The 13,810-nt window shown below is 64.7% G+C and carries 12 protein-coding genes; 7 read left to right on the top strand and 5 right to left on the bottom strand.

Features of this window, described 5'->3' with window-relative positions; genetic code table 11:
• Positions 1-472: 472 nt before the first annotated feature.
• The 3 genes from HA399_RS12390 to HA399_RS12380 all read right to left on the bottom strand — a co-directional run bounded on the left by HA399_RS12390 (position 473) and on the right by HA399_RS12380 (position 4,048).
• Positions 473-1,468, bottom strand: a complete 996-nt coding sequence (locus tag HA399_RS12390; protein WP_404325134.1) for an SAM-dependent methyltransferase — start codon at positions 1,466-1,468, stop codon at positions 473-475.
• Positions 1,465-3,162 (bottom strand): AMP-binding protein, encoded by a 1,698-nt coding sequence (locus HA399_RS12385; RefSeq protein WP_404326979.1) that lies wholly within the window; start codon positions 3,160-3,162, stop codon positions 1,465-1,467. Before HA399_RS12385 ends, HA399_RS12390 begins: the two co-directional genes overlap by 4 nt.
• A gap of 364 nt (positions 3,163-3,526) precedes the next feature.
• Positions 3,527-4,048, bottom strand: coding sequence for a MerR family DNA-binding transcriptional regulator (locus HA399_RS12380; RefSeq protein WP_317292249.1), 522 nt, complete (start codon positions 4,046-4,048; stop codon positions 3,527-3,529).
• 314 nt (positions 4,049-4,362) lie between these two features.
• On the opposite strand from HA399_RS12380, the gene HA399_RS12375 reads away from it, so the two are divergent.
• The 7 genes from HA399_RS12375 (at position 4,363) to HA399_RS12345 (ending at position 12,307) form a co-directional block, all read left to right on the top strand.
• Entirely contained in the window at positions 4,363-5,958 is a 1,596-nt protein-coding gene (locus HA399_RS12375; RefSeq protein ID WP_404325133.1) for a CoA-acylating methylmalonate-semialdehyde dehydrogenase, read from the top strand.
• A gap of 153 nt (positions 5,959-6,111) precedes the next feature.
• Positions 6,112-7,278, top strand: coding sequence for an acyl-CoA dehydrogenase family protein (locus HA399_RS12370; protein ID WP_404325132.1), 1,167 nt, complete (start codon positions 6,112-6,114; stop codon positions 7,276-7,278).
• 53 nt (positions 7,279-7,331) lie between these two features.
• On the top strand, positions 7,332-8,150 hold the full coding sequence (locus HA399_RS12365) for an enoyl-CoA hydratase (protein ID WP_404325131.1): 819 nt from the start codon (positions 7,332-7,334) through the stop codon (positions 8,148-8,150).
• Positions 8,147-9,331, top strand: a complete 1,185-nt coding sequence (locus HA399_RS12360; RefSeq protein WP_404325130.1) for an enoyl-CoA hydratase/isomerase family protein — start codon at positions 8,147-8,149, stop codon at positions 9,329-9,331. Before HA399_RS12365 ends, HA399_RS12360 begins: the two co-directional genes overlap by 4 nt.
• An 85-nt stretch (positions 9,332-9,416) precedes the next feature.
• Positions 9,417-10,331 carry a 3-hydroxyisobutyrate dehydrogenase gene (mmsB, locus tag HA399_RS12355; RefSeq protein WP_404325129.1) on the top strand — a complete coding sequence of 305 codons (915 nt, stop codon included), beginning with the start codon at positions 9,417-9,419 and terminating at the stop codon, positions 10,329-10,331.
• A gap of 62 nt (positions 10,332-10,393) precedes the next feature.
• Positions 10,394-10,807 carry a rhodanese-like domain-containing protein gene (locus tag HA399_RS12350; RefSeq protein WP_404325128.1) on the top strand — a complete coding sequence of 138 codons (414 nt, stop codon included), beginning with the start codon at positions 10,394-10,396 and terminating at the stop codon, positions 10,805-10,807.
• A gap of 120 nt (positions 10,808-10,927) precedes the next feature.
• Positions 10,928-12,307: an MATE family efflux transporter gene (locus HA399_RS12345; protein ID WP_404325127.1), complete on the top strand. Its 1,380-nt coding sequence runs from the start codon at positions 10,928-10,930 to the stop codon at positions 12,305-12,307.
• A 134-nt stretch (positions 12,308-12,441) separates the two neighbouring features.
• Here the strand turns inward: HA399_RS12345 and HA399_RS12340 are convergent, their stop codons facing one another.
• A complete protein-coding gene (locus HA399_RS12340; protein ID WP_043331318.1) occupies positions 12,442-12,729 on the bottom strand; it encodes a pyrimidine/purine nucleoside phosphorylase in 288 nt (95 codons plus the stop codon).
• Between the two features lie 121 nt (positions 12,730-12,850).
• Positions 12,851-13,684: a pyruvate, water dikinase regulatory protein gene (locus tag HA399_RS12335; protein ID WP_043331317.1), complete on the bottom strand. Its 834-nt coding sequence runs from the start codon at positions 13,682-13,684 to the stop codon at positions 12,851-12,853.
• Between the last annotated feature and the right edge of the window lie 126 nt (positions 13,685-13,810).

Raw genomic sequence — 13,810 nt, 5'->3', positions numbered from 1 at the left:
CGGAGCTTTCAGCTCGACGCCTGCAGATCAGAGCGTCTAGATCTGAACGTGCAGACCCGAGCCTGCAGATCAACGCGTGCAGACCTGAGCGCCTGGATCGAAGCGTGCAGACAAAAAAAGGGCCTCCAAGTGGAGGCCCTTTCGGTTTTCCCGTGAGGGAATCTTTGATGCTGTTGGGAGTGATTGATCAGATCACACCCTTGATGAACAGATTCCCGGAGAAACGTTGCGCGAGCATCGGGAAACGTTGCACTGACTCGTGGGTATCGATGAAACACGAAGCAATGCGGTCATCATGTCGGGCACATTACCCTCACATGCTGACGGGTAACGAACGGCTTATCCCCCGAACGGGACTGTACTGGCAAGAATAACGGTTGAGGCAGGCGGATGCCAGTCATTTGCGAGCGCTGTTTCCTAATTTTTTCCTCGCCGCATCCCTGCGGTGAGTTCTGCTGATTCATCGCGCCTTTCACTGCCTGGCAGGACGCTTGCGCAGGCGCCACAGGTGAACCTCCAGCCAGCCGGCTTCCAGGGCCAGCATCAGGTTGCGTTGCATCTGGGAAAAGGCCGGGCCGAACACCAGTTCCGGCGTCAGGCCGCGGGCGGCCAGCATGGCCGGCGAGGGCACAGGCGCTTCATCACGGTAGGCACCGGGCTGCTCGCGGGTGCTCTCGCGCATGCGCCGCGCCTGCCAGCTCAGCACCTGATCGGTCAGCTCGACATGGGCATCGACCTCGAAGCCACTGCTGGCCATCGCCTCATGCAGCTCCTCGCAGCTGGCCAGCTGGTCGCCACGCGGTGACAGCGCCCAGGGCAGTGGCAGGGCAGGGCGCTCGCCAAACGCCTGCGCCTGCACGCTGAGCACCGGCTCGTGCAGCAGGAGATAGCCATCCTGCTCGAGACAGTCATGCCACTGCGTGAGCGTGCTGACCTTGTCGCTCAGATGCACCAGCAGATGCTGGCTGAAGAGGCGATCAAAGCGGCGGCCCGAGAGTGCCGGATGCAGCTCGGGGTAGCAGGCGTCGCCCTCCAGCACGCGAATCGACTCGCGCAGTCCGGTGGCCCGGTTGAGGGCGATCGCCAGCTCGCAGAGGCTGCTCGAGAGATCCAGCGTGGTGATGTGGTGGTTTGCGCCCGTGTCACGCGACTGGCTGGCAATATGCCGTGCCAGCCCACCAAGGCCGGCGCCGAGTTCGAGCATCGCCAGCCCCCGCGACTGGGGCTCCAGCTGGGCGAGGGCCAGCAGCTCGCGGGTGCCTGTCACGCCACCCAGATGCAGTTGGTCCAGCCCGGCCAGTGCCATGATCGGCAGTGCGCCGCTCGGGTGGGCATCGATCAGCGTCTCGAGCGCCTCGTCGAGGGCCGCATGATGGTGGCTCGCCGCATAGTGGGCGACCTGCTGACGAGCGCTGCTCAGGTGGCGTGTGGCGGGGGCGTCATCCTCCTCCTCACGTGACGTGCTCACCTGGCCAGTCCCAGTTCTTGCGTCGCGGCCTCGCGCATCTTGAACTTCTGGATCTTGCCGGTCACGGTCATCGGGAATTCCTCCACGAACTTGATGTAGCGCGGCACCTTGAAGTGAGCGATACGTCCCTGGCAGAACGCCTTGAGCGCCGGTTCATCGAGATGCTCGCCTTCCTTGAGCTTGACCCATGCCATCACTTCCTCGCCATACCGCTCATCGGGCACGCCGATCACCTGCACGTCCGACACTGCCGGGTGGGTATAGAGGAAGTCCTCGATCTCGCGCGGATAGATGTTCTCGCCCCCGCGGATGATCATGTCCTTGATACGTCCCACGATCGTCACGTAGCCGTCTTCATCCAGCGTAGCGAGGTCGCCGGTATGCATCCAGCGGCCGGCATCGATGGCCTTGGCGGTGGCCTCCGGGTTGTTCCAGTAGCCCAGCATCACGCTGTAACCCCGCGTGCACAGCTCGCCCTTCTCGCCGACTGGTACCACGCGCCCGCTGTCAGGGTCGATGATCTTGATCTCCAGATGCGGGTGCAGGGTGCCGACGGTGGAGACACGCTTGTCCAGCGGCGCCTCACGGGTGGTCTGCAGGCTGACCGGGCTGGTCTCGGTCATGCCGTAGGCGATGGTGACCTCGCGCATGTGCATGCGCTCGATGACCTGGCGCATCACCTCGATGGGGCAGATGGAGCCGGCCATGGTGCCGGTACGCAGGCTGGTGAGGTCGAATTCGGCGAAGCGCGGGTGTTCGAGTTCGGCGATGAACATCGTCGGCACGCCGAACATCGCGGTGGCGCTCTCCTCGCTGACCGCCTGCAGGGTGGCCAGCGGATCGAAGCCCGCTTCCGGATAGACGATGGCGGCGCCGTGGGTCAGGCAGCCCAGATTGCCCATCACCATGCCGAAGCAGTGATAGAGCGGTACCGGCATCACCAGTTTGTCGTGCTCGCTGAGATTCATGCGCTCGGCGACGAAGAAGCCGTTGTTGAGGATGTTGTGGTGCGAGAGGGTCGCGCCCTTGGGGGCGCCGGTGGTGCCGGAGGTGTACTGGATGTTGATCGGGTCATCGAAGGTCAGACTGGCCTGCAGCTCGCTGAGTGTCTCGACGGAGACGCTAGCGGCACCGCTGAGCACATCCTGCCAGTTGAGCATGCCGGGCAGGGCATCTTCGGCCTCGAAGCAGATCAGGCGCCTGAGGTCCGGCAGCGCGCCATTGTGAATGCCATCACGGCCGCGGGCCTCCCTGGCCTCAGGGAACAGCTCCTCGAGGATCGCCACATAGTCGGACGCCTTGAAGCGAGACTGGAAGATCAGCGTCGCCGCGCCGGATTGCTTGAGGGCGTAGGCCAGTTCATGGCCGCGGTAACTCGGGTTGAGATTGACCAGCACCACGCCGATCTTGGCGGTGGCGTACTGGATCAGCGTCCATTCGGCGCGATTGGGCGCCCAGATGCCGACGCGGTCGCCGCGCTCGATGCCCATCGCCAGCAGGCCGCGCGCCACGCGCTCGACCTCTGCGTGCAGTTCGGCCCAGGTGTAGCGCAGTCCCTGATGGCGACTGATCAGGGCGTCGCGCTCGGGCCAGCGCGCGCAGATGCGATCGAGGCAATCCCCGATGGTTTCTCCCATCAGTGGCGTGTCGGAGGTAGCGCTGAGATAGCTGGCTGATTGGCTTGCGTGTGCCATTTCGCTGGCAGGCTGGCGTGTGGCGATGGCGTCCTGTGACATGGTGCTTTCCTGTGTCCTTGGTTGTTATTGGTGAGGCAAGGCTTGTCAGGGGGAGCCGCCTCAGGGAGGCGGTGACGCAGTGTTGTCGTTCTTTTCGTTCTTTTCGTTTTTGTCGTCTGGTCGTGCTGTCGTCTTGTCATGAGTCGCGTGATCAGCGGGCGACGCGCTGCTCTCCGGCAGTCTGCTGTCGCCCGCACTCGCGAGGCGCTGGTCAGTTTTCGACAGACGATTCTCTATAGGCAGTCTAGTCGCTGTCACTTGTGTAGCCGGCAGTTATATAGCTGTTGCTGGCGCGAGTGGGGTCTGGTGTTGTGGATTCCAATCAGCTCTCGCTGTCGCCGGCCAGGCGGGCTAGGGCTTCGCGGGCACGTGTCTCGACGTCATCCAGCTCGCGCTGCATGGCGGTGAGATCGCGCAGCTGACGCTCAAGGCCTTCACGCTTTTCGCTCAGGATGCCAAGCAGGCGGGTGAGCTGCTTCTCGCCACCGCCGTCGGCGGCGTCGTAGAGGTCGACCACTTCACGAATCTCGGCCAGCGAGAAGCCCAGTCGCTTGCCGCGCAGGGTCAGCTTGAGACGCACGCGGTCCTTGTCGCGATAGACGCGCGTCTGACCGCGCCGCTCCGGGTGCAGCAGACCTTCCTGCTCGTAGAAGCGGATGGTGCGCGTGGTCACGTCGAAATGCCGTGCCAGCTCGCCGATGCTCCAGGTGCGCTGGGTCGGACGGATGGCGTCGCTGGTGCTGGTGGTGCTCAGCAGGGACTCCACACCGGTATCGTGTGTCGCGCCATCAGGCGTTGCCCGGGATTTGGGGTCAGGACTTGGGGTCATCATCGTATCTGTCATGGGCGCTGCCGCTCCGGATGCTGTGCGCGCCAAGGAGAGGGGAATGCTCCTTGGCGCAGTGAGTGCCAGCGGCGTCTGGCCGTGAATTTTCTACAGACTAGCATTGTTTACGTTAACGTAAAGGGTAATAGTATTTGCAGCCAACCAAGCAGATGCTAGGTTGAATCAGATCACAGTCTCGGCTTGCCGTTTTCTGCAGGACGGCCTGGTTCTGCACAACGTCTTCAGCTCTGCAAGGCGGCTCGCCTGACGACTTCGGCTCTGTTGACACACTGTCTTCCTCCCAATAACAACAGCCACAGGAATGCCACGCCATGTCTTCGACGTCTCTCACGCCCTCTACTGCCGCGCCCTCTACCGGTTCACTGGAGCTGCTGTCACGCCTGCGCGCCGTGGTCGCCGGTGACAGCGCACCGCTGGTGCTGCCTCAGCTGATCAATGGTCAGTTTGTCGAAAGTCGCGCCGATCAGCACCTGAGCGTCACCAACCCGGCCACCAACGGCGAGATCGCCCGCGTGCCCCTGTCACCGCTGAGTGAGCTGGATGAAGCGCTGGACCACGCCGAGCAGGCCTTCCAGCGCTGGCGCAACACGCCGGTGCCGACCCGTGCCCGGCTGATGCTCAGCTATCAGCATCTGCTCAAGCAGCACCATGACGAGCTGGCCGAGATCATCTCCCACGAGCTGGGCAAGACCTTCGAGGACGCCAAGGGCGATGTGTGGCGCGGCATCGAGGTGGTCGAGCACGCCGCCAACATCCCCAGCCTGCTGATGGGCGAGACGGTGGAGAACGTCGCCACCGGCATCGACAGCTATTCCGTGACCCAGTCGCTGGGTGTCTGTCTGGGCATCACGCCGTTCAACTTCCCCGCCATGATACCGCTGTGGATGTTCCCGCTGTCCATCGCCTGTGGCAATGCCTTCGTGCTCAAGCCGTCCGAGCAGGTGCCGCTGACCACGCTGCGGCTGGCGGAGCTGTTCATGGAAGCGGGTGCCCCCGAAGGCATCCTGACCGTGGTGCAGGGCGGACGCGATCAGGTCAATCATCTGCTCGCCCACGAGATTCCGCGCACCGTCAGCTTCGTCGGCTCGGTACCGGTGGGGCAGCACATCTATCGCACCGCCACCGACAACCTCAAGCGCGCCCAGTGCTTTGCCGGGGCCAAGAATCACATGGTGATCATGCCGGACGCCCCGGCCGACCAGGTCGTCAACGCGCTGGTCGGTGCCAGTGTCGGCGCGGCGGGTCAGCGTTGCATGGCGATCTCGGTGGCGGTCTTCGTCGGTGATTCGAAGGCCTTGATCGAGCGCGTGCGTGACGCCCTGGCCGAGGTGCGCCCGGGCGCCTGGGATGACAAGGGCGCCAGCTACGGGCCGCTGATCTCGCCGCAGGCGCTGGAGCGCGTGACCGGCTGGATCCAGCAGGGCGAGCAGGAAGGTGCCGAGCTGCTGCTGGATGGTCGCGGCGTCTCGGTGGCGGGCTATCCCGATGGCAACTGGCTGGGGCCGTGTCTGTTCTCCAGGGTGACGCCGGAAATGGTGCTCTATCGCGAGGAGATCTTCGGGCCGGTGCTGTGCTGCATGGAGGCGGCGGACCTGTCCGAGGCCATCGAGCTGATCAACAACAACCCCTACGGCAACGGCACCTCCATCTTCACGCGCTCCGGCGGCGCGGCGCGGCGCTTCCAGAACGAGATCGCGGTCGGTCAGGTCGGCATCAACGTGCCGATTCCGGTGCCGCTGCCTTTCTTCTCCTTCACCGGCTGGCGCGGCAGCTTCTTCGGCGATCTGCATGCCTATGGCAAGCAGGCGGTGCGCTTCTATACCGAGACCAAGACGGTGACGGCGCGCTGGTTCGACGATGCGCCGGCCGAGGGCAATCAGCCCAACTTCTCGATCCAGATGCGCTGAGGGCTCTCTTTACAACACCGCCGAGGGCTCTCTTCACAAGACCGCTGAGGGCTCTTCATATGCGCTGATGGCTCCTCAGATGCGCTGAGCCGCTTTGACAGGCCCGGGCGATAGACCCGGGCCGACAGAACAAGGACAACAGGAGGCAGCTGCATGAACTTTTCGCTGACCGATGACCAGCGTGCCCTCCAGGAGGGGGCGCGTGCCTTCGCGGATGCCGAGCTTGCCCCGCATGCCGCCGAGTGGGACGCCACGGCCCACTTCCCCATCGAGACACTCCGCAAGGCAGGCGAGGCCGGCTTCATGGGGCTTTACGTCCCCGAGGAGCATGGCGGCCTTGGCCTGCCACGCCTCGACAGCTCCATCATTCTCGAGCAGCTGGCGACCGGCTGCATCTCGACCACCGCCTACATCACCATCCACAACATGGTGGGCTGGATGATCGCCAGTTTCGCCACGGACAGCTGCCGCGAGCAGTGGGTGCCGGCGATGGTGGCGGGCGACAAGCTCGGCTCCTACTGCCTGACCGAGCCGGGCAGCGGCAGTGATGCCGCCAGTCTGCGTACCCGCGCCGAGCGCGAGGGCGACGACTACTATCTGAGTGGCTCCAAGATGTTCATCTCCGGTGCCGGCGCCACGGACGTGCTGGTGGTGATGGCGCGTACCGGCGAGCCAGACAGCGGCGCGGCGGGTATCTCGGCCTTCGTGGTGCCGGCTGACGCCGAGGGCATCAGCTACGGCAAGAAGGAAGACAAGATGGGCTGGAACAGCCAGCCGACCCGGCTGGTGAGCTTTGATCGCGTGCGGGTTGCGGCGGCCAATCGTCTGGGCGAGGAGGGCGAGGGCTTCCGCTTCGCGATGAAGGCGCTGGATGGCGGACGCATCAACATCGCCACCTGTTCACTGGGCGCGGCCCAGAAGGCGCTGGAGCTGTCGCGGGATTATCTCGGCGAGCGCAAGCAGTTCGGACGTGAGCTGGCCCAGTTCCAGGCCCTGCAGTTCAAGTTGGCCGACATGGCCACCGAACTGACCGCGGCGCGCACCCTGGTGCGGCTGGCGGCCTTCAAGCTCGATGAGGGTAACGCCGAGGCCAGCGCCCACTGTGCGATGGCCAAGCGCTTCGCCACCGACATGGGCTTCGAGGTCTGCAATCAGGCACTCCAGCTGCATGGCGGCTACGGTTATATCCGCGAGTACCCGTTGGAGCGGCTGGTGCGTGACACCCGTGTGCACCAGATTCTGGAAGGCACCAACGAGATCATGCGTCTGATCATCGCGCGCCGTCTTCTGACGCCGGGCATGATCGAGTCGCTGGCGTAACGCCGCCTCCACTTCAATTCGTCATTGGTTACCATCTTTCAGGGAGTTACATGATGTCATCCAGTCAAGGGCCATGCCTCGTTCTCGAGAAGGATCGTCATATCGCCCGGGTCACCATCAACAACCCGCCGGCCAACACCTGGACGGAAGCGTCCTTGATCGAGCTGGAGCAGCTGCTCGACGAGCTGGAGGGCGATGGCAGCGTGAGTGCGGTGGTGATCACCGGTGAGGGCGACAAGTTCTTCTCCGCCGGCGCCGATCTCAAGACCTTCGCCGATGGTGACAAGGGCGTCGCCGCCACCATGGCGCGTCGCTTCGGGCTGGCCTTCGAGCGGCTGGCCAACTTCCCGGGCGTGACGATCGCCGCCGTCAACGGCTACGCGATGGGCGGCGGACTCGAGTGCGCGCTGGCCTGCGACATGCGTATCGTCGAGCGGCAGGCCAGGCTGGCGCTGCCGGAGGCCAAGGTGGGGCTGTTGCCGTGTGCGGGCGGCACCCAGCATCTGCCGTGGCTGGTCGGCGAAGGCTGGGCCAAGCGCATGATCCTGTGTGGTGAACAGGTAGACGCGGAGACCGCCGGTCGCATCGGGCTGGCCGAAGAGGTGGTCGAGACCGGCCAGAGCTTCGAGCGCGCGCTGGTGATTGCCGAGAGCGTCGCCAACCAGAGCCCGAGCGCGGTGGCACGCTGCAAGGCGTTGATCATGTCGTCGCGCCATCGCGGCATGAGCGATGGCCTGCGCATGGAGCGCGAGCTGTTCGTCGAGCTGTTCGATGACCCCAACCAGAAGGAAGGCGTGAGTGCCTTCCTCGAGAAGCGCGCCCCGCAGTGGGTCTCGCGTCAGGAAGAGGTGAAGGGAGGAGGGCGCTCATGAGCCAGATAGAAGGTGTCACCGCCAAGGCCGCGACCGATGTCGAGGCGCCCGTGGTGTTCGAGACGCGTCGCGCCCGTGACGGCAAGCAGCTGGGAATCATGCGCCTGAACGCGCCGCGTTCGCTGAATGCGCTGTCGCTGGCCATGATCGAGCGCATCGAGGCGCAGCTGGATGCCTGGGAGCTGGACAGCAGCATCGCCATGGTGTGGCTGGAAGGCGCCGGCGAGCGTGCGCTGTGTGCCGGTGGCGATATCGTGGCGCTCTATCAGGCGATGACCACGGCGCCTGCCAGCGAAGGCGCAGACCCCCTCGAGGCGCTGGATGATTTCTTCGCCACCCGCTACTTCACCGCCGAATACCGGCTCGATCACCGCCTGCATACCTTCCCCAAGCCGCTGCTGGTGTGGGGTGGCGGCATCGTGATGGGCGGCGGCATGGGGCTGTTCGCCGGCGGCTGTGAGCGCGTGGTCACCGAGAGTTCGCGACTGGCGATGCCGGAAGTCAGCATCGGCCTGTATCCGGATGTCGGTGCCAGCTGGCTGCTCAATCGCCTGCCGCGTGGCATCGGAGAATATCTCGGCGCGACCGGTGCGCAGCTGAATGCCCGCGATGCGCTGGATCTGGGGCTTGCGACACGCCTGATTCCCGATGAACAGCGCGAGGCGCTCAAGCAGGCGCTGTGCGAGGGTGAATTCGGCCGTCACCCGTCGCGTCATCTGAGTCAGGTGCTGAGCGAGTTCGAGCGTCGTGAACTGGCGCCGCCGGGACAGGTGCTGCCGCTCTTCGATCACCTTCAGCAGCTGGTCGCCGGGCGTGAAGTGCAGAAGGCCTGCCAACGAATCATCGATGACCCCCAGGCGCGCAGTGACTGCAATGCGTGGCTGAGCGCCAACCGCGAGCGCCTGCTGGCCGGCTGCCCCAGTTCACCGCATCTGGTGTTTCGCATGCTGGGGCGCCATCGCCACTCCTCGCTGGCGGAGGCCTTCCGCGACGAGCTGACCCTGTCGGTGCGCTGCTGCATGGGCACCGAGCTTGCCGAAGGGGTGCGCGCCCTGCTGATCGACAAGGACAAGCAGCCGCAGTGGGCCTATGCCTCGATCGCCCAGGTCTCCGAGGAATACATCGACGGCTTCTTCGCACCGCTGTGGGAAGAGGATGAGCATCCGCTGATGGACCTCTGAGCGCGCTTTTCAGTACAGGCGGCAGGCGCAGGCTTGCCGCCGGACGCCAATGACAACAAGAATCTGTTCACAAGGAAGCATTGCCATGACATCCATCGGTTTCATCGGACTCGGCAACATGGGCGGGCCCATGGCGCTCAATCTGGTCAAGGCTGGCCATGCGGTAAGGGTCTTCGATCTGGTCGAGTCGGCCATGAGCGAGCTGGTCGAGGCGGGCGCCACCCGCGCGGCATCCCCCGGAGAGGTCGTCGAGGGTGTCGAGGTGTTGATCAGCATGCTGCCAGCCGGTCAGCACGTGCGAAAGCTCTATCTGGGTGACAAGGAAGACGGTACGGGTGGCCTTCTGGCCACGCTCGACCCCTCGGTGCTGGTGATCGACGCCTCGACCATCGCGCCGGATGATGCCCGTCTGGTCGCGCGTCACGCCGCCGAGCGTGGCATCACCTTCATGGATGCTCCGGTGTCCGGCGGGGTCGGTGGTGCACGTGCCGGTACGCTGAGCTTCATCGTCGGCGGTGAGGCCGACGGCTATGCGCGTGCCGAGCCGCTGCTGGAAGTGATGGGCAAGAATCTGTTCCATGCAGGCCCGGCCGGCAGCGGCCAGGTCGCCAAGATCTGCAACAACATGTTGCTGGGCATCCTGATGAGCGGCACCGCCGAGGCGCTGGCGCTGGGGGTCAAGAACGGGCTGGACCCGGCCGTGCTCTCGGAGGTGATGAAGCAGTCATCCGGCGGCAACTGGGCGCTCAACGTCTACAATCCCTGGCCCGGCGTGATGGAAGCCGCGCCGGCCTCCAATGATTATCAGGGCGGTTTCCTGGTCGATCTGATGACCAAGGATCTTGGCCTTGCCTGGGAGATGGCGCTGGGCTCGAAATCGGCGGTGCCAATGGGCTCCCAGGCGCGTAATCTGTTCGTCCAGCATGCCGCCCAGGGCGCAGGACGCCTCGATTTCTCGAGCATCCAGCGCTTCTATCGCTGTGGCGAGGCGGATGCGTGAGCTGGCACGCAGTCAGCCGCTGACATGCACCCGAGGACAACATCATCTGCAAGGAGCACCCCATGATTCGACCGGTCAGTGAGCTGGTGGCCGCCGCCGAGACGGAGATCGAGACCCTGTCGCCCCGCGCGCTGCGCGAGGCGCTGGAAGAGGCCCGCGCTGGCGGCACGCCGCTGACGCTGGTGGACATCCGCGATGTGCGTGAGTTGGAGCGCGAAGGGCGCATCCCCGGCGCCATCCACGCGCCGCGCGGCATGCTGGAGTTCTGGGTCGACCCGGCCTCGCCCTATCACCGCGCCGACTTCGCGCGCGAAGGGCGCTATGTGCTGTTCTGCGCCGGTGGGTTGCGCTCGGCGTTGGCCACCAAGTCGCTCAAGGACATGGGCTTCGGGCCGGTGGCCCATCTGGGGGGCGGCTTCGCGGCCTGGCGTGAGGCGGGCGGAGAGGTCGTCTCGCCCTTCATGCAGGGCAACTGACGCAGCGCGGGGAGGCTCGGCGCGATCCGGCGTTGCCCCTCACCTGACACGCTGATGCTTTACACTGTTCGACCCCGCTGGCGCCTCGCCGGTCGGGGTCGTTTTCTGTCCGGAGCCTGTATGTCTGACCCTGATACCCCTGCCACCCCCAAACGTGCCTCGTCTCGGCGTGGCACGCGCGATCTGGTGCGCGACCCGATCGCCTCGACGCTGGCGCGCATGACGGGGCCGGTGATCGGCGGCATCGTCACCATGATGCTGTTCAACCTGGTGGATGCCTGGTTCATCGCCCAGCTGGGCACGCCGGAGCTGGCGGCGGTGACCATGACCTTCCCGGTCACCTTCGGCGTGATCAGCATCGCCATCGGGCTGTCCATCGGCACCACCGCGGTGGTGGGGCGCCGGCTGGGGCGAGGCGAGCTCGAGACCGTCAAGGCGCGCACCACGGATTCCAGTCTGCTGGGGCTGCTGCTGGGGCTGGTGATGCTGGTGCTGGGGCTTGCCAGCATCGAGCCGCTGTTCGGGCTGCTGGGGGCCGATGACACCCTGATGCCGCATATCCGCGATTACATGCAGGTGTGGTATTTCGGCGCGCCCTTCGTGTTGCTGCCGCGCGTGCTGGGCAGCGTGCTGCGCGCCGAGGGCAATACGCTGGTGCCCTCGCTGGTGATGGCGGCGGCGGGGGTGCTCAATGCGTTGCTCGACCCGCTGCTGATCTTCGGCATCGGTAGCTGGCAGGGCATGGGCGTGGCGGGCGCGGCGCTGGCCACGGTGCTGTCATGGCTGGCGATGACACTGGGCTTGCTGGCATTGCCACTGCTGCGCGCGCGGCTCGATTTCCGTCACCTGAGTGTGACGCGGCTGGTGACGTCATGGCGTGAAGTCGGGGCGATCGGCCTGCCTGCCGCGCTGACCAGCGTGATGACGCCGATTGCCACCGCGCTGGTCACGCGTATCGTCAGTCAGCATGGTCACGCGGCGGTGGCGGCTTACGGTATCGGCTCGCGCATCGAGTCGCTGGCGCTGATTCTGGTGCTGGCGCTGTCCATGACGCTGTCGCCCTTCATCAGCCAGAACGACGGTGCCGGGCAGCAGAGGCGTGTGTGGCGCGCCATCCACGGCGTGCTGGCCTTCATTCTCGTCTGGCAGCTGGTGGTCTGGTTGGGGCTCGGGCTGGGCGGTGAGTGGATCGCGGCGCGCTTCGCCGAGAGTCAGGAGGTCGCGGGGCTGGTCAGCACCTATCTGTGGCTGATACCCGCCGCCCTCGGGGCCCAGGGCGTGATCATTCTCGCCAATTCCAGCCTCAATGCGCTGCACAAGCCGCGCCGCGCGATGATGCTCTCGCTGGTGCGTCTGTTCGCCTTGCTGGTGCCGCTGGCCTGGCTTGGCGGCGCCCTGTATGGCGTGATCGGCATCTTTGCCGGGGTAGCGACAAGTTACCTGTTGATGGGCGGCATCAGTTATCTGGCGCTGCGCTCGGTACTCAGGCAGCGCGCCTGAGCCTGGTAGCGAGAGACAGTCGTCGTGACGAAAAAGCCGCCGTGACCCGAGAGGGGACGGCGGCTTTTTCATGTCTGGCTTTCAGTGCCTTGGGCTTTGTTTACCAGCGCTTTAGGCGGCTGTTTTCCAGTGCCTTAAGCGTCTTCGTACTTGCATAGATAGGCAGACTCGACCGTAGTGCGTACCTCGAAGCTCTGGTTGGCTTCGACGATGAAGCTTTCACCGGCGGCGAGCTGATACCACTCTTCCGCGCCCGGCAGCAGTACCTGCATGTCGCCGCTGATCAGGGTCATGTATTCGCGTTGGCTGGTGGCGAACACGAATTCGCCGATGGCCATCACGCCGACCGTGGCAGGAAGGTCGGCGCTCTGGAAGGCGATGGAGGCCACCTGGCCGTCGAAGTAGTGGTTGGTGTTGAACATGGGAGGATTTCCTGGGTGAGTAGCGCTGTTGTTGTGGTCGATGTCTGTCGTCGTGGTCGACGTGTGTTGTTGTGGTCGACGTGTGTTGCTGTGATCGACTTGTGATGATCTGGCGTCGGGGTCAGCGCGGTGAGAAGCGGCGTGCCAGGCCGGTCTCGGCGATCATGCGTGTCGAGATCTCTTCGATCGAGAAACGTGTGGTATCGATGTAGGGCACCTTGGAGCGGCGGAAGAGTGCCTCGGTCTGCTCGACTTCCTGCAGACACTGATCGATCGAGCAGTAGCGGCTGTTGGGGCGACGCTCGGTGCGGATGGCGGCCAGACGGCGCGGGTCGATGGTCAGCCCGAACAGCTTGTGACGATATTGCGCCAGTGAGGCGGGCATCTTGAGGGTGCCGGACTCGTCCAGGTCATCCTCAGTCAGGGGGTAGTTGGCCGCGCGGATACCGAACTGCAGCGCCAGATACAGCGAGGTCGGGGTCTTGCCGCAACGTGAGACGCCGATGAGGATGACGTCGGCCTTGTCGTATTGATGCGTGCGCGCGCCATCATCGTTGTCGAGGGCGAAATGCACCGAATCGATGCGATTCATGTAGACGTCGTCCTGCCCGATGGAGTGGGTCTTGCCGACGCTGTAGGACGAGTGGGTGTCCAGTTCCTCTTCCAGCGGCTTGAGGAAGGTCGAGAAGATGTCGACCTTGAAGCCGGAGGATTCGGAGATGATGTCGCGGATGTTCTGGTCGACGATGGTGTCGATGATGATCGGGCGCTCGCCGTCATTGGCATGCGCGCTCTCGATGGCCTTGACCAGTGCCGTCGCCTTTTCGGCCGAATCGATGTAGGGCTTGGTCACCATGCGGATGTCGGTATTCTCGAACTGGGCGAGCAGACTGCGTCCCAGCGTCTCGGCGGTGATGCCGGTGCCATCGGAAATGAAGAAGGCGGTTCGGGTCATGACGGGCACTCGTGAAGAACGAATCGAAGACACCAGCCCGCTCAGGCTGTTGCCCCGTGAAGACCCCAAGTGTCGGTGTTCACTGTCGAGCTTGCAATATCCGGCACAGGGCCAGTGGCGCGATAT

Origin of the sequence: Cobetia sp. UIB-001 (assembly GCF_044789135.1) — a bacterium.
Taxonomy (GTDB): Bacteria; Pseudomonadota; Gammaproteobacteria; order Pseudomonadales; family Halomonadaceae; genus Cobetia; species Cobetia amphilecti.
The sequence above is the reverse complement of the archived record's forward strand: the minus strand, read 5'-3'. Positions and strand labels throughout refer to the sequence as shown.

Bases quoted from the DNA above. Each gene is read 5' to 3' on its own strand.
- HA399_RS12385 (WP_404326979.1), bottom strand. From the start codon at position 3,162: ATGGCACACGCAAGCCAATCAGCCAGCTATCTCAGCGCTACCTCCGAC.
- HA399_RS12380 (WP_317292249.1), bottom strand. From the start codon at position 4,048: ATGACAGATACGATGATGACCCCAAGTCCTGACCCCAAATCCCGGGCA.
- HA399_RS12375 (WP_404325133.1), top strand. From the start codon at position 4,363: ATGTCTTCGACGTCTCTCACGCCCTCTACTGCCGCGCCCTCTACCGGT.
- HA399_RS12370 (WP_404325132.1), top strand. From the start codon at position 6,112: ATGAACTTTTCGCTGACCGATGACCAGCGTGCCCTCCAGGAGGGGGCG.
- HA399_RS12365 (WP_404325131.1), top strand. From the start codon at position 7,332: ATGTCATCCAGTCAAGGGCCATGCCTCGTTCTCGAGAAGGATCGTCAT.
- HA399_RS12360 (WP_404325130.1), top strand. From the start codon at position 8,147: ATGAGCCAGATAGAAGGTGTCACCGCCAAGGCCGCGACCGATGTCGAG.
- mmsB (WP_404325129.1), top strand. From the start codon at position 9,417: ATGACATCCATCGGTTTCATCGGACTCGGCAACATGGGCGGGCCCATG.
- HA399_RS12350 (WP_404325128.1), top strand. From the start codon at position 10,394: ATGATTCGACCGGTCAGTGAGCTGGTGGCCGCCGCCGAGACGGAGATC.
- HA399_RS12345 (WP_404325127.1), top strand. From the start codon at position 10,928: ATGTCTGACCCTGATACCCCTGCCACCCCCAAACGTGCCTCGTCTCGG.
- HA399_RS12340 (WP_043331318.1), bottom strand. From the start codon at position 12,729: ATGTTCAACACCAACCACTACTTCGACGGCCAGGTGGCCTCCATCGCC.
- HA399_RS12335 (WP_043331317.1), bottom strand. From the start codon at position 13,684: ATGACCCGAACCGCCTTCTTCATTTCCGATGGCACCGGCATCACCGCC.